This window comes from Bradyrhizobium sp. USDA 4503, assembly GCF_054055815.1.
Genome location: NZ_JBSRXS010000001.1, coordinates 1,884,214 through 1,910,144, shown reverse-complemented (window position 1 = coordinate 1,910,144; position 25,931 = coordinate 1,884,214). Strand labels below are relative to the sequence as shown.

Sequence of the window (25,931 nt, the reverse complement as noted above, 5' to 3'; positions counted from 1 at the left end):
TTATGCCCTGTTGGAAGATCGTTGTTGTTCGACGAGGTCGGCTGGAGCGGCAATCGCGATGAAGCCCTTGGCATCGCGATCGACCAGCAGCACGCTGGCGCCGACCGGCAATGCCTCGGACTCCGCGCTGGCACGCGCCGACACGGTGTGCCAGTTGCCGAAGACATCCTTGAGACGGACCCGGCCGGGCAGGCCCTGATCGAGCGGGCCGACCGACACGGTTGCGACCTTGCCGACAAAGTCGCTGTCGTTGACCGCATAGCTCTCGTCGCGCGGAATGATGCGGGCGAGGCCGCGGCTGGTATTTCTGATCACGGGGATGCTGCCTGCGGCAGCAACCACCGCGGCAAGCGAGACCGGGATGGCGGTGCCTGCGGCATGCGCCAGTCCCTGAAGCAGGAAGCCTCCGATCGAGAAGATGCCGAGGATCAGGATGATCAGCATCAGGAGGGGAAGCCGTCCGGCGTTGATCCAGAGAGACAGGCCACTGAGAGCATTGTGGCTCTCGGCCTCGACCGCGAAATCCTTGCCGATCAATTCGCTGATCGAAAGTCCGACCATGGTGCTGAGCAGTTCGATACCGCCAAGTGCTACCATGATCGCAGCCGCGACCGCGAAGGGCCGCACGTCGGGGGCGAGCAGAATGTCGCCAACTGCACTCATTTTTCTGACTTGATCCTTTCAAGCCGCGCCGCGATTTCCTTTTCGCGATGCAGGCGATCGAGTTCGTCAAGCTCCTTGTCGCCGAGCACGCTGGAGGCGGGAACACCGGTGACCCGGGCGATCGCTGCCATGGCGCGCTCAGCACTCAATGTATTGGTCGTCGATGGGCCCCGGCTGGTTTCGTCCTGGGCCTCGCGGATCAGGCTTTGTTCGAGATCGGCCAAGCGCGTCTCCGCCTCGCGGCGCGCGCCGAGCATGGCCTGCAGCGCCTTGGTCTGCTCGTCGATTTCGAGCTCGATGAAATCCATCGCGCGTTCCAGCGCGATCACCTGCGGCTCCAGATCAATTTGCCGTGCAACGCCGGCGCGCGCGAGATCCTCGCGATTTTCCGCAAGTGCGAGACGAATCTTTTCGTTCAGATTGGTCGTTTCGGTATCCAGTTCTTCGCGCCGCTTCTTCAGGCGGAATTCTTCGGCGCGCGACTTGCCGAGCGCGTAGCGCGCCTCGTCGGCGCCGGCGTCGATCTCGCGGATCGCCTGTTTGACCAGCGCGACCTTGTTGTTGTTCTCGACATTGTCGATGGTCTGGCTCGCGATGGCGGCAAGAAGCCGGCCCATGCGCGCAAGGATGCCTTCGTGAAGCATGGTCTTCTCCTCCGGTTGTGCTGATTTCGATTTGACGGCGATGTGGATTTCGTAGCCGCGTCCATCCGAGATCAAATGCGCCGGGAAGGGGCTTTCCCAGCCCGAGACATATCCCGGCACATCGAACGGCACCAAGACGCGTCCGCTGACAGTGCTAATGGTCAGTGAAGTTGGGCCCTTGATCGCAAACAACTTGTCGTCGAGCGGTATCCGGCGGACGGCGGCGCCTGCGATGTAATTGGCACGGTCGCGCAGGCCGAGCGTCACCAGCCGTGCGGGGAGGCCGGTCTCCTTGCGGATCTTCTCGTAGGCCTGGGCGTGCAGCGAGACGAGGTTGGCGCCGACGGGGGCGACCTCGGCGAGGATCGCCATCATCCGGTCATAGGCCGCAAAGGTCGCCTCGATCGCCTCGATGCCTGAAGGGTCAGGGGCGAGGGCGTAACGCAGGGTTGCGGTGGGCGTCTCGACGGGCAGCTTAATCATGCATCTAACGTAAAGCACTTCCTCAGTGCTTTACAAGGAGGGCGGTTGGTATCATTTTCGTGAGCCTAGATGCAGTTGCAAATGAGTTGCAATAACGGGAGAGATCGGCCATCCTTATCGGATGGATGCTCGGACCCCTGAACTGTCTTCCGTTTCGGTTCCCAATGCCGTGCCAAGTGGCTGGCGGGGCGATGCCGGACATGTGCGCAGCCTGCCTGAGGTGAACGCGACCATCGCGGTGCCGTCAGGCGGCCTGTGGTGGCGGCGGCTGCTGGCCTTCGCCGGGCCGGGCTATCTGGTTTCGGTCGGCTATATGGACCCCGGCAACTGGGCCACCGACCTCGCGGGCGGATCGAAGTTTGGCTACACGTTGCTGTCGGTCATCCTGCTCTCCAACCTGATGGCGATCCTGCTGCAGGCGCTTGCCGCGCGGCTTGGCATCGCCACCGACCGCGACCTGGCGCAGGCCTGCCGCGCGACCTACTCGCGCCCGGTGAATTTGCTGCTGTGGCTCGCCTGCGAGGCCGCGATCATCGCCTGCGACCTCGCCGAGGTGATCGGCACCGCGATCGCGCTCAAGCTGCTGTTCGGCATTCCCCTGATCGGCGGCGCGCTGCTGGCGGCGCTGGATGCGTTCCTGCTGCTGCTCCTGATGAATCGCGGCTTCCGTTTCCTCGAGGCCTTCGTCATCGCGCTCTTGATCGTCATCGCGGTCTGCTTCGTCGTCCAGATCGCGGCCGCCGCGCCGCCGGTGGCCGCCGTGCTCGGCGGCTTCATCCCGTCGCGCGAGATCGTCACCAATCCGGAGATGCTGTACATCGCGATCGGCATCATCGGCGCCACCGTGATGCCGCATAATCTCTATCTGCACTCCTCGATCGTGCAGACCCGCGCCTACCCGCGCACCGAGGAGGGACGGCGCGACGCGATCAAATGGGCGACCACCGATTCCACTATCGCGCTGATGCTGGCGCTGTTCGTCAATGCCGCGATCCTGGTGCTGGCGGCCGCGACCTTCCACAAGAGCGGCCATTCCGATGTCGCCGAGATCGACCAGGCGTTCGAACTGCTGTCGCCGCTGCTCGGCCTCGGCATCGCCTCGACGCTGTTTGCCGTGGCGCTGCTCGCCTCCGGCCTCAACTCGACGGTGACGGCGACGCTGGCCGGCCAGATCGTGATGCAGGGCTTCCTCGACCTCAAGCTGCCCGACTGGCTGCAGCGGCTGGTGACCCGCGGCATCGCGATCGTCCCTGTCATCGTGGTCGCCGCGCTCTATGGCGAGAGCGGCACGGCGCAGCTGCTGGTGTTCAGCCAGGTCGTGCTGTCGATGCAGCTGCCGTTCGCGGTGATCCCGCTGGTGCGGTTCGTGTCCGACAAACGCAAGATGGGCGCGTTCGCGATCTCACGCCCCGTCGCGGTGGCGGCGTGGATCGTCGCCGGGTTGATCGTGGTCCTGAACGTGAAGCTGCTGATCGATACGTTCTTCGGCAGCTAGTCTTCGGCAGCTAGTCCTGCGGCTCGGCGAGCACCTCGCCTGATGCGTCGACGCGCAGCCAGCCCGACGGCGCGAGCCGCTGTTGCGGCAGGAAACGGCCCTTGTAGTCCATCTTCTTGGAGCCCTCGATCCAGTACCCGAGATAGACGTAAGAAAGGCCCTGCCGGCGGGCTCGGGCGATATGGTCGAGGATCATGAAGGTGCCGAGCGAGCGCGCCTCCAGCCCGGGCTCGAAGAACGAATAGACCATCGACAGCCCGTCGCTGAGCACGTCGGTCAGCGCCACCGCCATCAGCTCGTCGCCGCGACCGGTGATGGCGCTGTCGGCATTGCGCTTGCGGTACTCGATGATCCGGGTCTCGACATGGCTGTCCTCGACCATCATCGCGTAGTCGAGCACGGTCATGTCGGCCATCCCGCCGTTGCGGTGGCGGCGGTCGAGATAGGCCCGGAACACCGAATATTGCTCCGAGGTCGGCACCGCGGTGCGCTGCTCGCCGATGATGTCGGCGTTGCGGGCCAGCACCTTGCGGAAGTTGCGGGAGGGGCGGAATTCGTTGGCGATCACACGGACCGAGACGCAGGCCCGGCACTGGTCGCAGGCCGGGCGGTAGGCGATCGACTGGCTGCGGCGGAAGCCGCCATGGGTCAGCAAGTCGTTGAGATCGCCCGCTTTGTCGCCGACTAGGTGCGTGAAAACCTTCCGCTCATGTCGGCCCGGCAAATACGGGCAAGGCGAGGGCGCCGTCAAATAGAACTGGGGAGTATCACGCGAATGCTGGGTCACGTCAGATCGTCGGGCTCCACAAACAATACAGGCAGCCGAGTGAGCATCGCCCCCCTGAGGCTAACGGTCAATTGGTTTAGGCGGGCCTAATAGGAGGCCCGCGCGGCCGGGGCGACCGGGGTCCGGACCGAGCTGTTGATAATGACGGTTCCGAGGATGATGTCGTGCAGCAGCCGGCGGCGGCCGTTGAACAGCCCGATCAGGAGCACAAGCGGCGACAGGAACGAGATCGTCACCCAGAACAGCACCGCATGGGTGGCGCCGAGCACGAAATAGCCGCGCGCGCCGTACCAGGTCCGCAGTTCCAGATCCATCATGCGCATGCCGATGGTGGCCGAGTGCGGCCCGCCGATCGAGGCGCCGTAATAGACGATCGCCCAGACGATCGAGGCCGGCGAGACCAGCCAGAACAACGCCCAGCCGAGACCGAGCGTGACGAGGCCGAACACCGCGATGAAAATCACCGCCAGGATCACCGGCACCGACAGCACGAACAGGTCGATCAGGAACGCAAAGACACGTCGCGTCAGCACGCCGCGGAACAGGTCCGGCTGCATCATTGGGTCGAACGCATGCGGAGGAACGCCGCCGTCGTTGCGCCAGGCCTCGTTGCGCCAGGTGCCGCCGTCATTGCCGTAGGACATGACCAACCTCCGATGAAAGTCCCGCGCAGGACATGGGAACAGGAGGCGCGTTCGCCAAGCCTGCGCGAACATTAACTAGCCGAAATAATCCGGCGATTCGGGGGCTGGATTGAGCGGTTCTACCTTCACGCCGTCATTGCGAGCGGAGCGAAGCGATCCACTTGTCGCAATAATGGGCGGCGGCCTTCAGCTCTCCGCCTTGATCTTTTCGGCGGCCTTCGGCGCGAAATAGGTGAGGATGCCGTCGGCGCCGGCGCGCTTGAAGCCGACCAGGCTCTCCATCATCGCGCGCTCGCCGTCGATCCAGCCATTGGCGGCGGCGCCCGCGATCATCGCGTACTCGCCGGACACCTGGTACACGAAGGTCGGCATCGCGAAATGGTCCTTCACGCGGCGGACGATGTCGAGATAGGGCATGCCCGGCTTCACCATCACCATGTCGGCGCCCTCGGCGATGTCGAGCTCGACCTCGCGCAGCGCCTCGTCGGAATTGGCGCTGTCCATCTGATAGGTGCGCTTGTCGCCGGTCAGCGTCTTGGCCGAGCCGATCGCGTCGCGGAACGGGCCGTAGAAGGCCGAGGCGTATTTCGCCGCATAGGACATGATCTGCACGTCGCCGAAACTGTTGTCGTCGAGCGCCTCGCGGATCGCACCGATCCGGCCGTCCATCATGTCCGACGGCGCGATCACGTCGCAGCCGGCCTCGGCCTGGGTCAGCGCCTGCTTCACCAGCACCGCGACGGTCTCGTCGTTGAGGATCTTGCCGTCCTCGATCAGCCCGTCATGGCCGTGGCTGGTGAAGGGATCGAGCGCGACGTCGCACAGCACGCCGATGTCGGGAAACTCCTGCTTGATCGCGCGCACCGCCTGGCAGACCAGATTGTCGGGGTTGAGCGCCTCCGAGCCCTGCTCGTCGCGCAGCGACGGCTCGGTGAACGGGAACAGCGCGATGCAGGGGATGTTGAGCTTTGCCGCGCGCTCGGCGTCGCGGACGATCTGGTCGACGGTGAGCCGGTCGACGCCGGGCATCGAGGCCACCGGCGTGCGGGTGTTGTTGCCATCGACCACGAACATCGGCCAGATCAGGTCATTGGTGGTCAGCACGTTCTCCCGCACCAGGCGGCGGGCCCATTCCGACTTGCGATTGCGTCGCATCCGGATCGAGAGGTCGAGCGAGGGGGAGGCGAGGGCATCGCTCTGCCGCCGCGGCGCATCGCGCAGTTCGATCGGGCGCCCGAATTTGATCGCCATGTCTTCTTCTCCTCGACGGACGGCATTCTGGACCTGATAAGGTCTGGACCTGATATAAGTCCGGTTCTAGCACCTGTCAGGGCCGCCGTCATTGCGCCGCTATTGCATCCGTGGCGCCCTTGATTTGCCGCAACGGCAATTGATTTTGCGTCCCCGGCGGGCCAAGACTGCGCCCATGAACCCCATTTTGCAGCCGCTCTGCGGCGATTCGGATGTCTGACACCTCTGCACGCGATCAGGCGCGGGACAATGCCATCTCGGTGAGCGCGATCTCGTCCGACCGGATCGAGCCGGACGACAATGCGTGGACGCGGCGCCTCGTCATCTTCCTGCGCATCATGGCTGTCGTCTCGGTCGCCAAGGGCCTCTATCACTGGGCCCAGGTGACCGGCTTCGTCGGCGGCGAGGAGGAGGCCTTCGAGAACCAGTCGATGGCCTGGCAGACCGCCACGATCTATTTCGCCGTCATCGAGCTCGTCGCCGCCGTCGGGCTCTGGCTCGCGACGCCCTGGGGCGCCGTGGTGTGGCTGACCACCGTGGTGTCGATGGCGGTCATCGAGCTGATGTTTCCCGGCATCTATGGCGGCAGTCTCACCGTGGTCGGGCTCGAGGCCATGATGCTCGCCGCCTATCTCGCGCTGGCCTGGATGTCGGCGCGCGAACGCCCGCCATAGGTCGACGTGGAGCGATGGCCTGATGCACTGTTGCCCCGTGGCGACAGCGCCGCGAATTGCCGGCCGCGGCCGGCAATAATTGGCAGCCGTGCGCGCAACGAGAAGACAGCATTGCTGGTTCTGATAGGTGGGTGCCGACAGATCGCATCCGTTTGAGACACTCCCTTGCGGGACCGTCTCTACGGGACCTGCCGTCGGGGCCCATTTCACCGGACCTCGGCGCGTGTGCCGGCCGGCTTTGCGCGGGCCGACGGCGGAACCGGTCTGGCCCCCACAACAGATCGGCACCGCTTGCGCGCATCGCGTGCACGTCCCGCCGCTGCACTCCGGTAAAATTTTCAAAGAATTTTCGGGTAACCAATCGGTCACCGTAAAGGGTTCCCTCATACCCGTTACGCCACCGTTTCGAATTCAGACGATGCTGTTTCCGAATGTGACAGGGCAGGCAGACGAAGCGTGAACAAGGGTCCGCCACCGTCAATGAAAAGTTGCGAAAAGCCTTTGATCCATGGGCTTAATCCACGATTCACTGTCTTAAATTCATGATCTCTTTATTCTCTTATTTAAGCGGATATTCAAACGGCCCCCTTACGTTGGACCTATCAGGCGGGACACAAGTTTCGTCGAATAAAGTCGATAAAAACGACAAACAGGGGAAGTGTCATGATGAAAGCCGTTGCGACAACGGCGGCGGATGCCGCTGATCGCGCTACCGGTCAAGCTCCGGTGCAGCCGCTCTATCTCGAAGCCCTGACTTTGGTGGAGCGGCTGCATCGCCGGCTCCTCGACGTCATCAAGGACGAATTCGATCGTCGTGGCCGCGCCGACATCAACTCGGTGCAGGCGCTGCTCCTGTACAACATCGGCGACAAGGAGTTGACCGCCGGCGAGCTGCGCACCCGCGGCTACTATCTCGGCTCCAACGTCTCCTACAATCTGAAGAAGCTCGTCGAGCTCGGCTTCCTCGATCATCAGCGCTCGCGCGTCGATCGCCGCTCGGTTCGTATCCGTCTGACCCCGCAGGGCCAGGAAGTCCGCAAGATCGTCGATGCGCTCTATCAGAAGCACGTCAAGACGGTGGAGCAGGTCGGCGGCATCTCGAACGAGGAGTTCGCGAGCCTCAACAAGTCGCTGCATCGCCTCGAGCGTTTCTGGACCGACCAGATCCTGTATCGCCTCTGAGCCTTCCTGTTTTCGCCTGATGGCCAAGCCGGCCGCGCGAGAAGACCGGCAGCCTTCCTTCAGTCCAGCCTTGCTCCAGTCCAGCCTTGCTCCAGTCCAGCCTTGCTCCAGTCAACGCATCGGTCATGCCCGGCCGATGCGTTTTTCATGCTGCACGTGTGTCATGCTGCACATGCGAAAATAAATGGGCCCCGGCGAGGAACCAAGGCGTTCCCTGCGGCTTATCCGTTAGCCAACGGAGAGGCAGGGATATGTTGCTCGAACGCGGGATTGAGGTGCTGAATGTCGAGGTCGTCGGTGACGCCTACGCGATCGCCTCGAACTATCTGCGCAAATCCGGCGCCATCCCCGACAATTTCGCCACCAATGAGCGCCTGCTCGGCATCATCGTGAAGCTGTTCCAGCGTGGTGAGATGAATCGCCTCCGCCTCGCCAACAAGGCGATCGCGAAGTTCGAGGCCGAGACGCTGGTGGTCGCCTGAGCGTCAACCCGGAGACTTCAATGGAAGCCGCTATCGATCGGATCATGCAGACGTATGATCTGCTGCTCAACCGCACGCCCGCTGCGAGCGAGGAAGCGCGGGCGAAGGTGACAGAGTACGTGCAGACGCTGTTCGACGCCGGCGAGCGCGATCCGCATCGGTTGACGGTGTGCGGGCTGACCTATCTGCGCCAACTCGACGGTAGTACCGACCACGTGAAGGCCGGCTATACCGGGCTGTAGCGGCGCGCCTGGCTTCGCGGTCTGATTCCGCGTCGTCGGCAAGGCTTCCTCGGCGGCGATTTGCTTTGCTCGCAACGACGCGATGACGGTGCAGGTTCCTCGCGCACGATCGTCGTCCTGAAAGCAGGACCTATAACCACCGCATTTGGCGATGAGCGGGATCGCGGCCCCAGCGTCGCGCAACAATAGTGATTTGGGGTAATGGGTCCTGGCTTTCGCCAGGACGACACTGAGTTTGTCGCAACTCAAAACTGAAATGGAGCAACCGAAACCGCCAACTTTCCGTCGCTCGATTTCTGCACGGTGAATTCGACTTCCTTGGAAGCCTTGATGTCGCCCACGGAAACCGAGATGCCGCCGCTGCATTGCAATGTTCGCTTGTCCTCACTTGCCGAGGTCGTGACGACCTTTTCACCGAGGAGGTATTGTGGATTTGCGTTTTCCGCAGTGGGCTTCGCCGTCGATTCCCTGGCGGCGAAATTGACAAGCGGATTGCGGTGATCGTTGGAGATGGTCTGGAGCACGGCCTTCCGGGTTTCGATTGAATCGCACTCGAGTTGATCGCCGCAACCACCCAGAACAACCAGAACCGGAAACCCTAAAAACCAAAGCAGTCGTGACGGCATGCCGATTGACTTGTGTGGGATGGATGGTTTCCGACAACCGACCCAACGGAGCATGGTTCCTGCGCTCGCGCTCGGCGCGGCCGCTCCGGCTGCGGCGATCTTGCTAACCGGCCGGCCACTATCGAAGGGAACGCTAATCTTGCCGCTCCGTTGGTCCTCGATTGCTTGCGAGGACCCGATCATGCGCGCAACCGTCCTGTTCGCTGTCCTGGCGTTCGTCCTGGCGTTCGGCGTTGCAGGACTGGCAAGTGTGAGCCCAGCCAGCGCCCGGGATTATCGCTGGTGCGTGCAGGGGCGCGGCGTCGGCTATCCCGGCGATTGCATGTACCAAACCCGCGCCCAGTGTCTCGCGTCAGCTTCCGGAAGGAACGTGACCTGCGGGATCAATCCTCGTGCCGCATATGGGCAGCAGCGGCGGGGATATCGCGACCGCTATTGATTGTCGCGCCTATGGGCGCGCGCGAGGCGGTTGGGGAAGGGCGCACCCTAAGGGTGATGCGGTTAGCCGGGGCCGCTTTTTGAGCCTGCCGTTTTGAAACCTCTCCTGCCCTATGGAATCTCTCCTGCCCTATGGATAGGTGTGGCCTTTCTGAGCAACGCGCACAGCCAGTGGCGTGCGGGGAAGATCCCCAAACTCGGACGAGTCGTAGTCTCGGCCTTCAGGTGTCACGATATGGATGTCGTAACACTGCGACCGTGAAAGCTCTTTTGCCTTGCGTAGAGCTGCTTCGGCCGTGCCACGACGGTGCACGATCTCTCCAAACTTGCACCTAGCTTTTACGGTGAAGCTCATCTTTCTTCTTTTTCTTGTTTCGTTTGACGACCTCGGCCTGAGCCCGGAACGCTTGGGCGAGGCTCTTCATTTGCTCGGCCGCGAATTCGTCAGCCGTCCGCACCGCCGCCTGCTCGGCGGTCTTGGCCTGTTTCTTCAGGTCCTTGGCCATGCCCATGCCCTGTAACGTCCATGCCGTTTCGCCAGTTCCATCCGTCTGATCTCATTGACGCGAAGCTGGCAGGAACTTTTTAGGCTTCCCGGGCTTTTTGATTTTGCTTTTGGGGCAGCCAAACGTCAGCGTTGGAGAGAGGAGCCATGAAGCGACGACGCCGGGTTAGGCAGATTTTCCCTCTTGAAAAACGCCTCGCCCAAGAAGCCGAACGGCTACGTCAACGGGCCAAGAACCTTCCTCCCTGTCGAGAGCGAGAGACCCTGTTGAGGCAGGCGCGGCATGACGAAACCACCGCCAATTTGGCGGCGTGGCTACTGTCTCAAGGTCCGCGGGCACCCATCTAGGAGGACGCTCAATGCATACAAACCACCACCATATCGACGGTGTGGAGATTGCCTTTGTCAGCGCTGCGACCGTGTCGCTTGTGGCTCTCATCGCCTCCATGGCCTGGCTTTTGCTAGGGTGAAATTCCGAACCAGGGCTCCGATCCGAGACCTTCGATCGGGATCGTTAGGCGGAACCCATGGAATGAAAGATCTTCTCCAGCGTGACCAATGAGCCAAAGACTGCGCCGGTCACAGCGAGGAAGACAGCGAAATAGTAGATCAGATACATAAGGCAACGTCTCCCGGATGCGTACCAAGCCTCCGGATAACGGACGCGTCCTTTGATGGTTCGAAGGCACGCGGGTGGCTTTGCGGCCTTCGCGCGAGGCGAGCGGCGGGCATCACGAGCGGATTTGCTCTCCCGCCGCCATGAATCGCTCACGCCGCGCGTGACGACCGATCGGAATCGTCGAGCAACCGGCCTAGTATCCGGCGTTCTTCCTCGATCCTCCGTCGATAGCGTTCGCGCTCTTGTTCCGAGGTCGCGCTATCCAGCAGGAATTGATAGTGACCGATGACTTTTTCGCTGCCTCTTATGAGCAGTTGTTGCAGCCCATTCATGGCGCGATCTCCTCGCAAGCTGCGCGATCGAACGAGGAGGGAAGGGATGGAATGTCGGCCGCGAGGCCTTGCATTGCCGTGGTTTCTTCGGACAGCCGTCTTTCGATGAATTCGCGCTCGAGGTCGGAGAGCTGGGTCTGCAGCAATCGCCGATACCGATGAATATTGTTGCGATGAGCGCGCAACTGTTCAAGCCGGTGGTCGAACAGTTCTGAGCTCCGGCGCCTTGCCTGTCCAAATCTTGGCCGCCAGCGTCCCTCGAGGCGGTCGATGACCTGCTTCGGTAGCCTGATGTCTGTCATCTCGCGCTCCTATGCAGCCAGGCAGCGGTCGACGGAGCGCAGGCGGGCAGGCCGGCCGCCTGGCGGATGGTGCGGATCGCTGTCGAGCGCGCGAAGCGCTTCGAGGATGTCGCTGACAGGAACGGGCGCTTTGAGCCCCTTGGGTGCGCGCAAAGCGGGATTGGACGCTACAGCGCTGGCGTCCGAGGCCCAGGATGCCAGGAGAGCGCGTTTCTCGGCCAGGCTCAGGCGAGAATCCCGCACCACATCGTGCGGGACCTCATATTGGTGGTGATCGCCAATCGGCAGATGAAAGCCAATAACGTTATGAGCAGGCGCGGTCGTCGGCCGCATGGATACCTCCGTTCGAAAGACGAGTTGCTGAGAAGAGTGAGAAGACGAAGCCGCGACCTGTTCGTCGGACGCGGCTTCGCCGGTTCAATCAGGCGGCGACGTTTTCGAGCTGTCGGGGCGCCGTGTTCGATGCCGCGTTGATCGCGATGCGTCGCGGCTTCATCGCCTCCGGCACTTCGCGCGCCAGCTCGATCCTGAGAAGCCCGTTGTCGAACGCCGCGCTCTTGACCTCGACGTAGTCGGCCAGGCTGAACTGACGCTTGAATCTGCGCGTCGAGATGCCCTGATAGATGTATTCGCGCTCGGCCTTCTCGACCTTGACGCCTTCGACAGTCAGAACGTTCTGCTCTGCCGTGACGGAAATCTCATCCGGCGCAAAACCGGCGATCGCGAGCACGATCTGATAGCTGTCTTCGGACAGCCGTTCGATGTTGTAGGGCGGGTAGTGATCTTCGCCGGCCCGGTGGGCTGCCTCGGCAAGATCAAAGAGCCGGTCGAATCCGATGGTCGACCGGAACAGGGGAGAGAAGTCGTATGTGCGCATAGCCAAATCCTCCATAGAGCAAGATGGATATGAACGGCACCGGACACGACCGGTGCCCGTCTCGCCTGGCCCCGAGGGGCGACCAGGCCCCAGCCTCCGCGTTGGGGGCTGGCGCGAAAGAAAATAAAAACCGGAGATATCGTGTCAAGAACCCGGCCGAAAAATTTTTGCGGTTGATTCTCCGCGTCAGAACCGCGGCTGAAGCGGCGGCGGATCAGTGCCGCTCGAGGGAGGCCTGTTGCAGACAAGACATGCCGGTGGAAAATTAGGTCGCCGATTTACATAGGCTAATGCCGGAACCGCGGGGGCGTTGATCGATTGGACTGCCTGGCTCCAACAGCTCGGCCCCGGATCAGGCAACCGGCCCCAGCACCGGCCTCCAGGCCCCCAAAGGTGCTGGGGCCGTTTCGTTGCGCGACCCTGGTCCGTTCCGGCGAGCTTGGATAGGGCCGCCATCACTTGCGTGAATAGCGCCCCGTCTGCTCTGAGCGAGCAGACGGGGCGTCGATGCTACTTATTCTCCGGCTTCCAAGTCGTGCTGGCGCGATCGTATTTGAAACCAGGTGCGGCCTTCAGGCTGTCCTTGGTCTCGTCGAGCGTAAGCCACCACTTGTCGTCTTTCTTTTGAGACTTGACGGCCGTGAACGGCACGATCACGTCCTTTTCGCCGGCGCCGAGGAAGCCGCCGACACCGACGACGAGACCGGTCACCTTGCCGGACTTGTCGACAAGCACGTCGTCGATCGTCCCGATCTTGGATTCCTTCGGGTCGTAGACATTCTGCTTGTAGTAATTGGTGATGGTCGAACTGTCCGCCGGAGCGGCGGGCATGGTGGTTGCGGCATGCGCGGCGGTAGCGAACGCTGCGGCCATGATGCAGCCGATAGCTAAGTACTTCATAAGTGAAACTCCTCGCCTTCAGTGAAGATGGCCGAACAGGTAGATACCGCCGCCGATGACGATGATCGCCGGCACGGCCCAAAGAATGATGACTGGCATGCGATCGCCTCCTAGTCCGAGGTACAGACCTTGACGCTCTTCATGCCGGTCTCGGCCTCGGAGCGCGTCTTGTAGACAGTGCCTGACGGGCTGACGACGGTGGTCGTCGTGTCGACGGGCTTCTTGTCGACGATCGTGCACTTCTTCGTCTTCACATCCTGGACGACGTAGAATTCATCCGCTGCGAATGCCGGCGAGACGAAAGCGGCAAGCAAAGATGCCGCGACAATGGTCTTAAACTTCATGTTCTCTCCTCCAATAGCCGTACCAATCGGCGGAGGTGGAACGGGAGAAAATGGCGAAGGTTCCTAGAACCGAACTTGCGTTGGCGAGCCGTGCCGAATCAAAGCAAGCGAAAAATGACCGGAGATGGTGCGGCGATTTGCAGCACTGGCTAGCTGCGCCCTCCGGCTTGCCGAAGGCTGTGGCGAATGGTCGCTAGGGACACGCAGACGCGAGATCGGCGAGCGATTCCTGACCCGAAGGGACCGCGCTGTCCGAGTGGCGATGCGATCACGTGACCGGATGCAGCCGGCGATCCGCAGGCTGCTTTCCGAAAATTCAGGAGGGAGCCCCATGATCTCGTCCCACATGCGCCTGTTCGGCGCGGTCGTCGCGCTGTTGCTCGGGGCGAGCGGTCCGGCGCCCGCGCAGCAGCTCGAGCTCAAGCTGATGGCGCCGGCGGCGCCGGGCGGCGGCTGGGATCAGACCGCGCGCTCGATGCAGCAGGCGCTGGTCGCGGCCGGCATCGCGCGCAGCGTCCAGGTCACCAACGTTCCTGGCGCCGGCGGCAGCGTCGGCATCGCGCAGTTCGTCAACGGCGCCAAGGGCGACAGCAACCAGATGATGGTGAACGGCTTCGTCATGGTGGGCGCACTCGCCATGAACAAGTCGCCGGTGACGCTGGATCAGGTGACGCCGATTGCGCGCCTCACCGAGGAGACCCAGGTCATCGTGGTGCCGGCGAACTCGCCGATCAAGACGGCGCAGGATCTTGCCGCCGCGGTGAAGGCCGATATCGCCAAGGTGACCTTTGCCGGCGGCTCGGCCGGCGGTGTCGACCATGTGATGGCGGCGCTGTTCGCGGGCACGGTCGGCGCCGACGCCAAGAAGATCAACTACATTCCGTTCTCGGGCGGCGGCGAGTCGCTTGCAGCCATTCTCGGCGGCAAGGTCACGGCCGGCATTTCCGGCCTCAGCGAATATGAAGGCCAGATCAAGGCCGGCAAGTTGCGCGCGCTCGGCGTGACGTCGGCGCAGCGACTGCCGGGCGTCGACATCCCGACCTTCAAGGAGCAGGGCATCGATCTCGTGCTGGCCAATTGGCGCTCGGTGGTCGCACCGCCCGGCATCACGCCGGAGCAGCGCAAGGTGCTGAGCGATGCGGTCGAGAAGATGGTGAAGTCCGATTCCTGGAAGGAGATCCTGAAGCAGAAGGGCTGGGATGACGCCTATCTCGGCGGCGACGCCTTCGCGGATTTCCTGAAGAAGGAGATCACGCGCGTGACCGAGGTGCTGAAGTCCGTCGGCCTCGTGAAGTCATGACGCCGGACGCGGCGTCTGAAAACCTCCGGCCGGCGCCGGCGCGCCGCGTCGATCGCGCCGGCGTGGTCATCGCGGCCGCGCTTGCCGGGCTTGCTGCGGTGCTGGTGTGGGACGCCAGCAAGCTGCCGTCGACCACGATGTACGGCATGGGGCCGGAGGCGATGCCGGTCGTCATCGCGATCGGCCTTGTCATCCTCGCGGTCGGCAATCTGATCGACGCGCTGCGCGGCAAGCTGCCGCCGCGCGAGAGCATGGATCCGAAACCGGTGTGGCTGATCATCGGCGGCCTGGCGCTCCTGATCGCCATCATCGGCCTTGGCGGCGGCTTCATCCTCGCCACCTCGGCGCTGTTCGTCACCACGTCGGCGGCGTTCGGCCGCCGCGCCGTCCTGGCCGACACCGCCATCGCGCTCGTGATCACGACGCTGATTTATCTCGCGTTCGACAAGCTGTTGACGCTGAGCCTTCCCGCCGGCCCGCTGGAGCGACTGCTGTGATGGACACTTTCGCCGCGCTGGCGCACGGCATGGCGGTCGCCATGCAGCCGATGAACCTGCTCTACGCCCTGATCGGCGTGTTCCTGGGCACCGCGGTCGGCGTGTTGCCGGGCATCGGACCGGCGCTGACGGTCGCGCTGCTGCTGCCGGTGACCTACAAGCTCGATCCCGGCGGCTCGCTGATCATGTTCGCCGGCATCTATTATGGCGGCATGTATGGCGGATCGACCACCGCGATCCTGATCAATACGCCGGGCGAGAGCGCGTCGATGGCGACCGCGCTCGAGGGCAACAAGATGGCCAAGGCCGGCCGCGGCGGCCCGGCGCTGGCGACCTCGGCGATCGGCTCGTTCGTGGCCGGCACCATCGCCACCATCGGCCTCGCATTCCTCGCGCCATGGCTGGTCGATTTCGCCGTGCGCTTCGGGCCGGAGGATTACTTCGCGCTGATGTGCGTCGCCTTCGTCACGGTGTCGGCGACCTTCGGCGACTCGCCGGTCCGCGGCCTCACCAGCCTGTTCATCGGCCTCACGCTCGGGCTGGTCGGCATCGACAAGCTGACCGGTCAGGCGCGGCTTGCCTTCGGCATCCCCGAACTGCTCGACGGCGTCGAGGTGACGACGCTCGCGGTCGGCCTGTTCGCGGTCGGCGAGGCGCTCTATGTCGCCTCGCGCCGGCATCACGCCGAGGAGAAGCTCGAGCCGGTGCGCGGCTCGCTGTGGATGACGCGGGAGGACTGGCGGCGGTCGTGGAAGCCGTGGCTGCGTGGCACGCTGTTCGGTTTTCCGATCGGGGCGCTGCCGGCCGGCGGGGCGGAGATCCCGACATTCCTGTCCTATTCCACCGAGCGGCGGCTGACCAAACATCCGGAGGAGTTCGGCAAGGGCGCGATCGAAGGCGTCGCAGGGCCGGAAGCGGCGAACAACGCGTCCGCGGCCGGCACGCTGGTGCCGCTGCTGACGCTGGGGCTGCCGACCTCGGCGACCGCGGCGATGATGCTGGCGGGCTTCCAGCAATACGGCCTCAACCCGGGGCCGCTGTTGTTCGCGGAGCGGCCCGACCTGGTGTGGGGCCTGATCGCGAGCCTGTTCATCGCCAACGGCATGCTGCTGGTGCTCAATCTGCCGCTGGTCGGCCTTTGGGTGCGGCTGCTGGCGATCCCGCAGCCCTGGCTCTATGCCGGCATCCTGGTGTTCGCCACCATGGGCACGATCGCGGCGAAGCCGTCGGTCGTCGAACTGTCGATGCTGGCGGCGTTCGGCGTCATGGGCTTTCTGATGCGCCGGTTCGACTTTCCGATCGCGCCCGTCGTGATCGGGCTGATCCTCGGGCCGATCGCCGAAAGCCAGTTGCGCCGCGCGCTGGCGATCAGCCTCGGCGATCCCATGGTGCTGCTGCAAAGCCCGATGTCGGCGACGCTGCTTGGCATAGCGCTGATCGCGCTGCTGGCGCCGTTCGTGCTCAAGGGATTGGGGCGATTCAAGGCGAACGAGGATTAGGACGCGACCAGACCGTAAAAGGCCCGCTCCGGGGCTCGCATTTCGGAGCGGGCCAGTCTGGGCACGGCAAATATCGCCGCGACGCGAAACCTAGCGTGACAAGCTGACACCACCCTGACGACAGCGAAAAAAGCGAGGCGGCCGGATGCCGCCTCTCGGTCACATGATTTTCCGTGAACTGAAAGTTCAGCTCACCATTTGTAGGCGAGGCTCGCCGTGATGCGGCGGCGATCGCCGTAGTAGCAGGAGCTGATGGTCGCGCAGCTCGCGACATAGATCTTGTCGGTGACGTTCACGACATTGAGCGCCGCGCGCCAGTTGTTGTCCCATTCGTAATGCAAGGCGAGATCGCCCAGCACGACCCCCGGGACGCGTGCGGTGTTCGCGGTGTCGGCAAAGGACGAGCCGACATAGCGCACGCCGCCGCCGAAGCCGAAGCCCGTGAGCGGGCCGTCGCGGAAGGTGTAGTCGGTCCACACCGATGCGAGCTGCCGCGGCGCGTTGGTCGGCACGGTACCGATCAGCGCGGGATTGAGGTCCTTGCTGACGAACAGCTCGTAATTGGTGTAGCTCGCCACCAGCTTGAAATCGCGCGTGATGTTCGCGACCGCCTCGAGCTCGACGCCGCGCGAGGTGACTTCGCCGTTCTGGGTCTGGAACAGCGGGTTGTTGGGATCGGTGGTCAGCGCGTTCTTGCGCTTGAGGTCGAAATACGCGACGCCGAACCGTGCGTTGAGCCCGACCGGCTCGTACTTGACGCCGACCTCGGTCTGCTCGGAGGTTTCCGGCAGCAGCAATTGGCCGGCCGCGGTGGTGCCGATGACCGGATTGTAGCCCGTCATGTAAGAGACGTAGGGCGCAACGCCGCTGTCGAAATTGTAGATCGCGCCGACACGGCCGGAGAACTTGCTGTCGTCGCGGCCCTGGGACGCGCCGATCCGGTTGTTGTTGGTGAGATCGACCCAGTCCTGGCGTCCGGACAGCACGACCGTCAGGCGGTCGAGCTTGACCTGATCCTGCAGGTAGAGCCCGGCCATGCCCTGGGCGAGATAGCCGTTCTGATAGAGCGGGCCGCTATACGGCAGGTTGGTGCCATAAACCGGATTGACCACGTTGAGATTGGTGCCCATGCCAAAACCCTGGCGGTCGTCGATGCCGTAATATTTCAGATCGACGCCGACCAGCGCGGTGTGCTGCAGCGCGCCGGTGGCGAAGCGGTATTCGAGCTGATTGTCGAGGTTGAGCTGGGTGGCAATGCCGCGGGTGTAGAAATTGCCGCGGGTGATGTCGGCGGCGGCCGGCGTCGTCGCGTAGCCGAGCCCGTAGAGGCCGGCATAATAGACGTCGACATGCGCCATGCGCGCGTTCTGGCGGAAATCGACGCTGTCAGTCACGCTCTTCTGGAACTCGTAGCCGACCATCTGCTGGTCGCGGCGGAACTGGTCGGCGCTGGGATCGCCGACGAACAGGCTGGTTGGAATCCGGCCGAACGGCGCGTTGGTGACGGTGCCGACATAGGGCAGGAAGTTCAGCGCGCGGGTGTTGCTGTGCGAGGCCATGCCGAACACGGTGAGGCTGGTGTCGGCATCGGGCCGCCAGGTCACCGACGGGGCGAAGAAGAAATTGTTGTCGTAGACATAGTCGGTCTGGGTGCCGCCGCCCTGGGTCTGGCCGACGAGGCGGTACTGCACCTGGCCATTGCCGGGCTGCGCCGTCGCGCCGCCGATGTCGAACTGGGTATAGGCGTTGCCGAAATTGTTGACGCCGGTCTCGATGTAGCGAATGGGCTCGGCCTGCGGCAGCTTGCTCACCGCGTTGACGAGGCCGCCCGGCGCCGAGCCGCCATACAGGATGCCGGACGGACCGCGCAGCACCTCGACGCGCTCGAGATTGAAGGGCTGCAGCTTCCAGCTCGCATAGGAAGTGTAGAACAGCTGCAGGCCGTCGAGGAACAGCGACTCGTTCTGCGCGGGGAAGCCGCGGATCATGAACCAGTCGTTGCGGAAATCGGCGCCATAAGTGCCGCCGATGACGCCCGGCGTGTAGCGCAGCACCTCGTCGAACTTGCTGACGATCTTCTGGTCGCGGATCTGCTCGGCGCTGATGACCGACACCGATTGCGGCGTCTGGATGATCGGCGTGCTGGTCTTGGTGCCGCTGGCGCTCAGCCGCGCCAGATAGCCGGTGACCGGGCCGTTGGCGCGTTCGTGCCCGCCGCTGGCGCCCGCGGGCTGCTGAGCGGTCTGTGGCTGCGCGCCCACCGGGGCGGCCGTCGCGCGGCGTGAGGCGCTGCGTGCGCGCGTGGTCCGTTGCGAAGGCTGCTGCGATCGCGCCGCTTGCCGCTGCGGCGCCTCGACTGTCACGGACGGCAATTGCGTCTGGGCGAAGACATCGTCCGCACCAACAACCGAAAACACAACGACAGCCGAAGCAGCAAACCGCTGCGGCCGAATCCACCTGCACGACATTTATTCCACGCTCCGTAAAAAAATCTTGAGCGAGTCGTTATCACGGTGATTTTCGCGAGCAGCCTGCACGGGGTTAGAAGCTGTCGAAGTTGCACGCAAAGCTTGGCTGTGTGACCGGGAGACAACGGCGTATGACGCGCAATTGCACGCATCGCGTGAGAGCCTTGAATCGATCCGGTGTTGAACGATTCAAAAATCGAACGATTCAAAAATTGGCTCGTCATCTCGTGGGTCGATGCATCGCGATCGCGCGCGACATGATCAAGCGAGTCCGATGTCGCGCGGTTGCGCGAGCAACGCGTTGAAACCTCAAGGCGATAGTTGTCTCGTCCGCGGTCCCCGCGCGGTCGGGAAGGGGAGTCACGTTCCACTCGGCGGCTGCCACAGCCGTGCTGGCCGCGCGGCGGGAACCGGGTGGCGGGGGCGGCCGTCCGGCCGGCTGGCAATCCCCGCCATCCCCACCATATCTGGCATAATTGACCGGCAGGGACCGCAACCGCTTGGCCATTTTGGGGCGATGTGATAACGCTCTGAAACCAGCTTCGACCGCCACTCGTGACCGTCCGCATCCTGCCTAAAGGCTTGCGGCGGTGGAGATATTTCGCCGATGACCTCGTCCAGCAAGACCGCTTCCGCGCCCGATTCCTTCTTCACCGCAACCCTCGCCCAGGCCGATCCCGAGATCGCCGCCGCGATCAGGGGCGAGCTCGGCCGGCAGCGTCATGAGATCGAGCTGATCGCCTCGGAAAACATCGTCAGCCGCGCCGTGCTGGAGGCGCAGGGCTCGGTGATGACTAACAAATATGCGGAGGGTTATCCGGGCGCGCGCTACTACGGCGGTTGCGAGTGGGTCGACGTCGCCGAGACGCTGGCGATCGAGCGCGCCAAGAAGCTGTTCGGCGCCGGCTTCGCCAACGTCCAGCCGAACTCCGGCAGCCAGATGAACCAGGCGGCGTTTCTGGCGCTGCTGCAACCCGGCGACACCTTCATGGGCCTCGACCTCGCGGCCGGCGGCCATCTCACCCACGGTTCGCCGGTCAACATGTCCGGCAAGTGGTTCAAGGCCGCGCACTACACCGTGCGCCGCGAGGACCAGATCATCGACATGGACGCGGTGCAGAAGCAGGCCGAGCAGGTCAAGCCGAAGCTGATCATCGCGGGCGGCTCGGCCTATTCGCGCGCCTGGGACTTCAAGCGCTTCCGCGAGATCGCGGATTCCGTCGGCGCGTATCTGCTGGTCGACATGGCGCATTTCGCGGGCCTCGTCGCCGGCGGCGTGCATGCCTCGCCGGTGCCGCACGCCCACGTCACCACCACCACGACGCACAAGTCGCTGCGCGGCCCGCGCGGCGGCCTGATCCTCACCAATGACGAGACGCTGGCCAAGAAGCTGAACTCGGCGATCTTCCCGGGCCTGCAGGGCGGTCCGCTGATGCACGTCATCGCCGCCAAGGCGGTGGCGTTCGCAGAAGCGCTGCGGCCGGACTTCAAGGTCTACGCCAAGAACGTGGTCGAGAACGCCAAGGCGCTGGCGGAGACGCTGCGCGGCCATGGCCTCGACATCGTCTCGGGCGGCACCGACAACCATCTGATGCTGGTCGACCTCAGGCCGAAGGGCCTGAAGGGCAACATCTCCGAGAAGGCGCTGGTGCGCGCCGCCATCACCTGCAACAAGAACGGTATCCCGTTCGATCCCGAAAAGCCGTTCGTCACCTCCGGCCTGCGGCTCGGTACGCCGGCGGCGACCACGCGCGGCTTCGGCGTCGCCGAGTTCAAGCAGGTCGGCGGCATGATCGCGGAAGTGCTGAACGCGCTGGCGCAGTCGCCGGACGGCAAGGCGCCGCTGGTCGAGGCCGCGATCAAGGAGCGCGTCAAGGCGCTGACCGATCGCTTCCCGATCTATCAGTAAAAGGTCGTTGCTAGAGGTCCCGTCGGATGCGCTGCCCGAGCTGCAATTCTCTCGACACGCAGGTCAAGGACTCGCGTCCGACCGAGGACTCCGCGGTCATTCGCAGGCGTCGCGTCTGCATGGCCTGCAACTTCCGCTTCACGACCTTCGAGCGGGTGCAGCTGCGCGAACTGACCGTCATCAAGCGCAACGGCCGCCGCGTGCCGTTCGACCGCGACAAGCTGGTGCGCTCGCTGCAGATCTCCTTGCGCAAGCGCCCGGTGGAATCCGAGCGGGTGGAGAAGATGGTGTCCACCATCGTGCGCGAGCTCGAAAGCGGCGGCGAGGCCGAGGTCTCCTCTGAGGCGATCGGCGAGATCGTGATGGAGCATCTGCGCCAGCTCGACGACGTCGCCTATGTGCGCTTCGCCTCGGTCTACCGCAATTTCCGCGAGGCCAAGGACTTCGAGGCCGTGCTCGACGAATTGACCGGCGAAGAGGACCCGCGGCTCGCGACGCTACGCAAATGATCTTCCGCATTCTGGAAGACCAGTTCGCGCAGAAGGCCAGAGAGGCCAAGGAAGCGGCAAAGGCGGCCGATCTGCGCTTCATGCAGCTGGCGCTGGCGCTTGGCCGGCGCGGGCTCGGGCGCACCTGGCCCAATCCGGCGGTCGGCGCCGTCATCGTCAAGGACGGCGTGATCGTCGGCCGCGGCTGGACCCAGTCGGGCGGCCGGCCGCATGCCGAGGTCGAGGCACTCAGGCGCGCCGGCGATGCCGCGCGCGGCGCCACGCTCTACGTGACGCTCGAACCCTGCTCGCATTTCGGCCGCTCGCCGCCCTGTGCGGACGCCGTTGTGGCGGCCGGGCTCGCCCGCGTCGTCTCGGCGACCGAGGATCCCAATCCGGAAGTCGCGGGGCAGGGGCACGCCAGGCTGCGTGCCGCAGGCATCGCGGTCGATGTCGGGCTGTGCGCGGAAGAGGCCGCGCGCGACCATGCCGGGCACTTCCGCCGTATCCGCAACAAGCGCCCGCATGTGATCCTCAAGCTCGCGGTGTCTGCCGACGACAAGATCGCTGCCAGCGGCCACAGGCCGGTTACGATCACCGGAGAGGCCGCGTGGACCCGCGTGCATCTGCTGCGCGCGCAGAGCGATGCGATCCTGGTCGGCATCGGCACGGTCAAGGCCGACGATCCGCTCTTGACCTGCCGGCTGCCCGGCATGGCGGCGCGCTCGCCGGTGCGCCTGGTGCTGGACCGCGCGCTGCGGATCTCTGGCGACAGCCGCCTGGTGCATTCGGCGCGCGAGACGCCGCTCTGGGTGCTGAGCTCGGATATGGCGGAGGCGCCTGCCGCGGTGAAGCTAGGTGCCGCCGGCGCGCAGGTGATCCGCGTCGCCGCCAGCGCGCCTGATGGTCTCGATCTGCCGTCCGTCCTGCATGCGCTGGCGGAGAGGGGGATTTCGCGGCTGCTGGTCGAGGGCGGATCGCGCGTGGCAAATTCTTTCGTGGCAGCCGGCCTTGTCGACGAGATCTGGCTGTTGCGCGGGCCTGATGCGATCGGTGCCGACGGCGTTCCCGCGCTGGACGCAATGCCGCTCGACGCAATCACGCAGTCGCCCGCCTTCCGGCTTCGTGCTAGCGAAGCCTTGGCCAAAGATGTTTTGACTATCTACGATCGATCCTAAGTCGTCATGCCCGGGCTTGACCCGGGCATCCACGTCTTGGTCGCCAGCAGTGAAGTAAGTCGTGGATGGCCGGGTCAAGCCCGGCCACGACGAAGAGTAAGAGGTTTGTTGTGTTCACGGGAATTGTCACCGATATCGGTGAGATCACCAGCCTGAAGCAGGTGGCGCAGGGGCAACTGCACCGGATGCGGATTGCCTGCGACTACGACCAGACCACGATCGCCGACGGCGCCTCGATCGCCTGCAACGGCGTCTGCCTCACCGTCGTCGCCTCCGGCACCGCCGATGGCAAGACCTGGTTCGATGTCGATGCGGCGGCCGAGACGCTCGGCATGACCACCGCCAAGCATTGGGCGCAGGGCGGCCGGCTCAATCTCGAGCGCGCGCTCAAGATCGGCGACGAACTCGGCGGTCACATCGTGGCCGGGCATGCCGACGGCATCGCCACCATCGTCAAGCGCGACGACCTGCCCGACATGGCGCGCTTCGAGCTGCGAACCAGCCGCGAACTGGCGCGTTTCATCGCGGCGAAGGGATCGGTCACGCTGGACGGCGTGTCGCTGACCGTGAATACGGTCGGCGACGTCAGCTTTTCGGTGCTGATCATCCCGCACACGCTTTCCGTGACGACCCTGAGCGCCTGGAAGGCCGGCAGCGAGGTCAATATCGAGGTCGATCTGATGGCCCGCTACGCGGCGCGGCTGTCGGAGATGAAATGACGGCATAGCCGTCAAGCGGCAGTCATTCCGGGGCGATGCGAAGCATCGAACCCGGAATCTCGAGATTCCCCGGTGCACTATTGTGCACCTGCGGTCTGGTCCTTCGGACCATCCCGGAATGACAGTGCCTGAGGCATTCGTGCTTGGCTTCAGTCGTCGGGGCGACTACAAACTCGCGAAACGTTGACATCCAACGTTATCGGTAAATGTCAACAATATGAAATGGATACGTAGATGGCTGACGCGCGGCGCGCACCCCTGAAGGACCAGACCGACATTACCGGCGCACGCGTGCTGATCGTCGAGGCGCGGTTTTATGACGACATCCAGGATGCGCTGCTGGAAGGCGCGCTTGCAGAGATCAAGGCCGCAGGCGCCAGCCATGACGTGATCACGGTGCCGGGCGCACTGGAGATCCCGGCGGCGATCGCGATCGCGATCGATGCGGCTGAAGCGAACGGCAAGCCTTATGACGCGGCGATCGCGCTCGGCTGCGTGGTGCGCGGCGACACCATCCATTTCGAGATCGTCTCGCAGGAGTCCTCGCGCGGATTGATGGATTTGGCCATCAGCCGGAAATTCCCGCTCGGCAACGGCATCCTCACCGTTAACACCGAGGCGCAGGCCTGGGCGCGGGCGCGCGCCAGCGAACTCAACAAGGGCGGCGACGCGGCGCGTGCGGCGCTGGCGATGCTGCGGATCAAACGCCGCCTGGCAAAGGCCTGACCATGGCAGACAACAAGAAGCCCGCGAAAGCCCCCGACAGAAAAGCCAACCGCCGCGGCGCGGCACGGCTCGCAGCGGTGCAGGCGCTCTATCAGATGGACATCGGCGGCGCCGGCATCAACGACATCTTCGCCGAGTTCGAGAGTCACTGGCTCGGCAACGAGGTCGAGGGCGAGAAATATTTGCCGGCGGAAGCCGCGTTCTTCCGCGACGTGGTCTCCGGCGTGGTGCGCGACCAGGCCAGGCTCGATCCTTTGATCGACGAGGCGCTGTCGAAGGGCTGGCCGCTGAAGCGGATCGACGCCATCCTGCGCGCGGTGCTGCGGGCAGGCTCCTACGAGCTCGAGCACCGCAAGGACGTGCCGGGCCGCGTGGTGGTCTCCGAATATGTCGACGTCGCGCATGCCTTCGTCGAGAAGGACGAAACCGGCATGGTCAACGCCGTGCTCGACCAGATCGCGCGCCAGTTCCGCGGCGACGAGTTTGTGCGGAGCTAGGTGCCGCGATGCCGCCCCCCTCCGTAGCCGTCACCCTGAGGTGCCGTAGCGAAGCGGAGGCCTCGAAGGGCGACGGCGTGGCGCTACGGTCGCATCGGGGCCGTGCATCCTTCGAGGCTCGCTTCGCTCGCACCTCAGGATGACGGGTTGATGACCCAAGCAAGCAAACATACCTCCGGCGAAGACTCCCTGATCGCGCGCTATTTCAAGCCGCTCGCGACCGATCCGGGTGCGTTCGGGCTCGACGACGACGCCGCCGCGCTGAGGGCGGCCGGCGAAGACATCGTGGTCACCACGGACGCCATCGTCGAGGGCGTGCATTTCCTCGGCGATGATCCGCCCGACACGCTGGCGCGCAAGGCGCTGCGGGTGAACCTCTCCGATATCGCCGCCAAGGGCGCGGTGCCGGCGGGCTTCGTGCTGACGCTGGCGCTGCGCAGCGCCGAGGAGGCCTGGCTGAAGCCGTTTGCCCGGGCGCTCGGCGAGGACGCCGCACATTTCGGCTGCCCGCTGCTCGGCGGCGACACGGTCTCGACGCCGGGGCCGCTGATGATTTCGATCACTGCGTTCGGCCGGGTGCCGCAGGGCACGATGGTGCATCGCGCGGGAGCACAGGCGGGCGACCGTGTGTTCGTCACCGGCACGATCGGAGACGCCGCGCTCGGCCTCGATGTGCTCCGGGGTGGCCCGGTCGCCGCGGCTCTGGCGGACGATGTCGTCGGGCGGGATTTTCTTGCCGCCCGTTACCGTGTTCCGCAGCCGCGCAACGCCTTGGCCACGGCCGTCCGCACCCACGCCAGCGCCGCGATGGATGTGTCCGACGGTCTTGCCGGCGATCTGACCAAGCTTTGCGCAGCCAGTGGTGTGGCGGGCGTGATCAACGTGCCGAGCATCCCGTTGTCGTCTGCAGCCGCAGGGCTGCTCGCGCGCAAGGCGATCGGTATCGAGACCTTGGTGGCCGGCGGTGATGATTACGAGCTCTTGTGCGCGGTCCCGAGCGATCATGTCGACGCGTTTCTGCGCGACGCACGGCAGGCCAAGGTCGCGGTGACCGCAATCGGCGGCCTGATCGCAGGCTTGTCGCCACCAAGCTTCCTTGACGGGCAGGGGCGGGAACTGAAGTTGAAGCGGCTGTCCTACAGCCATTTCTAGAGCGTTTT

General features: G+C 64.3%; 30 protein-coding genes. 16 read left to right on the top strand and 14 right to left on the bottom strand.

The features are described 5' to 3' along the window. Together ACVMIH_RS09385 and ACVMIH_RS09380 are read right to left on the bottom strand one after the other, a co-directional pair. Positions 1–663 (bottom strand): OB-fold-containig protein, encoded by a 663-nt coding sequence (locus ACVMIH_RS09385; RefSeq protein WP_456861488.1) that lies wholly within the window; start codon positions 661–663, stop codon positions 1–3. Next, the gene (locus ACVMIH_RS09380; RefSeq protein ID WP_456861486.1) at positions 660–1,790 is read right to left on the bottom strand and encodes a PspA/IM30 family protein; all 1,131 of its coding nucleotides are present in this window, start codon (positions 1,788–1,790) and stop codon (positions 660–662) included. Before ACVMIH_RS09380 ends, ACVMIH_RS09385 begins: the two co-directional genes overlap by 4 nt. A 121-nt stretch (positions 1,791–1,911) precedes the next feature. Here ACVMIH_RS09380 and ACVMIH_RS09375 point away from each other — a divergent pair, with 121 nt between their 5' ends. After that, positions 1,912–3,285, top strand: a complete 1,374-nt coding sequence (locus ACVMIH_RS09375; RefSeq protein ID WP_456861484.1) for an Nramp family divalent metal transporter — start codon at positions 1,912–1,914, stop codon at positions 3,283–3,285. 10 nt (positions 3,286–3,295) lie between these two features. Here the strand turns inward: ACVMIH_RS09375 and ACVMIH_RS09370 are convergent, their stop codons facing one another. The 3 genes from ACVMIH_RS09370 to hemB form a co-directional block, all read right to left on the bottom strand. Next, the gene (locus ACVMIH_RS09370) at positions 3,296–4,072 is read right to left on the bottom strand and encodes an arginyltransferase (RefSeq protein WP_456861483.1); all 777 of its coding nucleotides are present in this window, start codon (positions 4,070–4,072) and stop codon (positions 3,296–3,298) included. An 86-nt stretch (positions 4,073–4,158) separates the two neighbouring features. After that, on the bottom strand, positions 4,159–4,716 hold the full coding sequence (locus ACVMIH_RS09365; protein WP_229192345.1) for an RDD family protein: 558 nt from the start codon (positions 4,714–4,716) through the stop codon (positions 4,159–4,161). A 186-nt stretch (positions 4,717–4,902) separates the two neighbouring features. After that, positions 4,903–5,967, bottom strand: a complete 1,065-nt coding sequence (gene hemB, locus ACVMIH_RS09360) for a porphobilinogen synthase (protein WP_253590075.1) — start codon at positions 5,965–5,967, stop codon at positions 4,903–4,905. A 212-nt stretch (positions 5,968–6,179) separates the two neighbouring features. Here hemB and ACVMIH_RS09355 point away from each other — a divergent pair, with 212 nt between their 5' ends. The 4 genes from ACVMIH_RS09355 to ACVMIH_RS09340 all read left to right on the top strand — a co-directional run bounded on the left by ACVMIH_RS09355 (position 6,180) and on the right by ACVMIH_RS09340 (position 8,547). After that, entirely contained in the window at positions 6,180–6,641 is a 462-nt protein-coding gene (locus ACVMIH_RS09355; RefSeq protein WP_057020737.1) for a DUF6163 family protein, read from the top strand. Between the two features lie 663 nt (positions 6,642–7,304). Next, positions 7,305–7,823: a transcriptional regulator LdtR gene (ldtR, locus tag ACVMIH_RS09350; protein ID WP_018271925.1), complete on the top strand. Its 519-nt coding sequence runs from the start codon at positions 7,305–7,307 to the stop codon at positions 7,821–7,823. Positions 7,824–8,074: 251 nt separating this feature from the next. Further along, positions 8,075–8,305 carry a hypothetical protein gene (locus ACVMIH_RS09345; protein WP_016845011.1) on the top strand — a complete coding sequence of 77 codons (231 nt, stop codon included), beginning with the start codon at positions 8,075–8,077 and terminating at the stop codon, positions 8,303–8,305. A 20-nt stretch (positions 8,306–8,325) separates the two neighbouring features. After that, positions 8,326–8,547, top strand: coding sequence for a hypothetical protein (locus ACVMIH_RS09340; RefSeq protein ID WP_050384934.1), 222 nt, complete (start codon positions 8,326–8,328; stop codon positions 8,545–8,547). Positions 8,548–8,792: 245 nt separating this feature from the next. Here the strand turns inward: ACVMIH_RS09340 and ACVMIH_RS09335 are convergent, their stop codons facing one another. Continuing rightward, entirely contained in the window at positions 8,793–9,356 is a 564-nt protein-coding gene (locus tag ACVMIH_RS09335) for a hypothetical protein (RefSeq protein WP_456861481.1), read from the bottom strand. Here ACVMIH_RS09335 and ACVMIH_RS09330 point away from each other — a divergent pair. Beyond that, a complete protein-coding gene (locus ACVMIH_RS09330; protein ID WP_076834407.1) occupies positions 9,355–9,612 on the top strand; it encodes a DUF3551 domain-containing protein in 258 nt (85 codons plus the stop codon). The genes ACVMIH_RS09335 and ACVMIH_RS09330 overlap by 2 nt on opposite strands. A gap of 331 nt (positions 9,613–9,943) precedes the next feature. Here ACVMIH_RS09330 and ACVMIH_RS09325 read toward each other — a convergent pair whose 3' ends face one another. The 7 genes from ACVMIH_RS09325 to ACVMIH_RS09295 form a co-directional block, all read right to left on the bottom strand. Beyond that, positions 9,944–10,117: a hypothetical protein gene (locus ACVMIH_RS09325; RefSeq protein ID WP_225158918.1), complete on the bottom strand. Its 174-nt coding sequence runs from the start codon at positions 10,115–10,117 to the stop codon at positions 9,944–9,946. A gap of 767 nt (positions 10,118–10,884) precedes the next feature. Further along, positions 10,885–11,067 (bottom strand): hypothetical protein, encoded by a 183-nt coding sequence (locus tag ACVMIH_RS09320; RefSeq protein ID WP_057020734.1) that lies wholly within the window; start codon positions 11,065–11,067, stop codon positions 10,885–10,887. After that, a complete protein-coding gene (locus tag ACVMIH_RS09315) occupies positions 11,064–11,369 on the bottom strand; it encodes a hypothetical protein (RefSeq protein ID WP_245311813.1) in 306 nt (101 codons plus the stop codon). The genes ACVMIH_RS09320 and ACVMIH_RS09315 overlap by 4 nt, the downstream gene beginning before the upstream one ends. A gap of 9 nt (positions 11,370–11,378) precedes the next feature. After that, the gene (locus ACVMIH_RS09310) at positions 11,379–11,702 is read right to left on the bottom strand and encodes a hypothetical protein (RefSeq protein WP_092078022.1); all 324 of its coding nucleotides are present in this window, start codon (positions 11,700–11,702) and stop codon (positions 11,379–11,381) included. Between the two features lie 88 nt (positions 11,703–11,790). Next, on the bottom strand, positions 11,791–12,246 hold the full coding sequence (locus tag ACVMIH_RS09305) for an Hsp20 family protein (protein WP_057020733.1): 456 nt from the start codon (positions 12,244–12,246) through the stop codon (positions 11,791–11,793). A gap of 510 nt (positions 12,247–12,756) precedes the next feature. Next, a complete protein-coding gene (locus ACVMIH_RS09300) occupies positions 12,757–13,146 on the bottom strand; it encodes a PRC-barrel domain-containing protein (protein WP_057020732.1) in 390 nt (129 codons plus the stop codon). A gap of 110 nt (positions 13,147–13,256) precedes the next feature. Beyond that, on the bottom strand, positions 13,257–13,490 hold the full coding sequence (locus tag ACVMIH_RS09295) for a hypothetical protein (RefSeq protein WP_057020731.1): 234 nt from the start codon (positions 13,488–13,490) through the stop codon (positions 13,257–13,259). A 331-nt stretch (positions 13,491–13,821) separates the two neighbouring features. Here ACVMIH_RS09295 and ACVMIH_RS09290 point away from each other — a divergent pair, with 331 nt between their 5' ends. The 3 genes from ACVMIH_RS09290 to ACVMIH_RS09280 are packed head-to-tail and all read left to right on the top strand — an operon-like array spanning position 13,822 to position 16,786. Then, positions 13,822–14,790, top strand: coding sequence for a Bug family tripartite tricarboxylate transporter substrate binding protein (locus ACVMIH_RS09290; RefSeq protein WP_057020730.1), 969 nt, complete (start codon positions 13,822–13,824; stop codon positions 14,788–14,790). Beyond that, positions 14,787–15,287, top strand: coding sequence for a tripartite tricarboxylate transporter TctB family protein (locus tag ACVMIH_RS09285; RefSeq protein WP_057020729.1), 501 nt, complete (start codon positions 14,787–14,789; stop codon positions 15,285–15,287). Before ACVMIH_RS09290 ends, ACVMIH_RS09285 begins: the two co-directional genes overlap by 4 nt. After that, entirely contained in the window at positions 15,287–16,786 is a 1,500-nt protein-coding gene (locus ACVMIH_RS09280) for a tripartite tricarboxylate transporter permease (protein ID WP_057020728.1), read from the top strand. The genes ACVMIH_RS09285 and ACVMIH_RS09280 overlap by 1 nt, the downstream gene beginning before the upstream one ends. 191 nt (positions 16,787–16,977) lie before the next feature. On the opposite strand, the gene ACVMIH_RS09275 is transcribed toward ACVMIH_RS09280, so the two are convergent. After that, positions 16,978–19,254: a TonB-dependent siderophore receptor gene (locus ACVMIH_RS09275; protein ID WP_456861479.1), complete on the bottom strand. Its 2,277-nt coding sequence runs from the start codon at positions 19,252–19,254 to the stop codon at positions 16,978–16,980. A gap of 607 nt (positions 19,255–19,861) precedes the next feature. On the opposite strand from ACVMIH_RS09275, the gene glyA reads away from it, so the two are divergent. The 7 genes from glyA to thiL all read left to right on the top strand — a co-directional run bounded on the left by glyA (position 19,862) and on the right by thiL (position 25,923). Next, positions 19,862–21,163 (top strand): serine hydroxymethyltransferase, encoded by a 1,302-nt coding sequence (glyA, locus tag ACVMIH_RS09270; protein ID WP_456861477.1) that lies wholly within the window; start codon positions 19,862–19,864, stop codon positions 21,161–21,163. 26 nt (positions 21,164–21,189) lie between these two features. Then, positions 21,190–21,672 (top strand): transcriptional regulator NrdR, encoded by a 483-nt coding sequence (gene nrdR / locus ACVMIH_RS09265; protein WP_016844999.1) that lies wholly within the window; start codon positions 21,190–21,192, stop codon positions 21,670–21,672. Further along, positions 21,669–22,829 (top strand): bifunctional diaminohydroxyphosphoribosylaminopyrimidine deaminase/5-amino-6-(5-phosphoribosylamino)uracil reductase RibD, encoded by a 1,161-nt coding sequence (gene ribD / locus ACVMIH_RS09260; RefSeq protein ID WP_057020725.1) that lies wholly within the window; start codon positions 21,669–21,671, stop codon positions 22,827–22,829. Before nrdR ends, ribD begins: the two co-directional genes overlap by 4 nt. A 110-nt stretch (positions 22,830–22,939) precedes the next feature. Continuing rightward, positions 22,940–23,548 carry a riboflavin synthase gene (locus ACVMIH_RS09255; RefSeq protein WP_057020724.1) on the top strand — a complete coding sequence of 203 codons (609 nt, stop codon included), beginning with the start codon at positions 22,940–22,942 and terminating at the stop codon, positions 23,546–23,548. A 234-nt stretch (positions 23,549–23,782) separates the two neighbouring features. Continuing rightward, positions 23,783–24,274, top strand: coding sequence for a 6,7-dimethyl-8-ribityllumazine synthase (gene ribH / locus ACVMIH_RS09250; protein WP_057020723.1), 492 nt, complete (start codon positions 23,783–23,785; stop codon positions 24,272–24,274). 2 nt (positions 24,275–24,276) lie between these two features. Next, positions 24,277–24,771 carry a transcription antitermination factor NusB gene (gene nusB / locus ACVMIH_RS09245; protein ID WP_016844994.1) on the top strand — a complete coding sequence of 165 codons (495 nt, stop codon included), beginning with the start codon at positions 24,277–24,279 and terminating at the stop codon, positions 24,769–24,771. Between the two features lie 150 nt (positions 24,772–24,921). Further along, positions 24,922–25,923, top strand: a complete 1,002-nt coding sequence (thiL, locus tag ACVMIH_RS09240; RefSeq protein ID WP_057020722.1) for a thiamine-phosphate kinase — start codon at positions 24,922–24,924, stop codon at positions 25,921–25,923. Positions 25,924–25,931 lie beyond the last annotated feature (8 nt).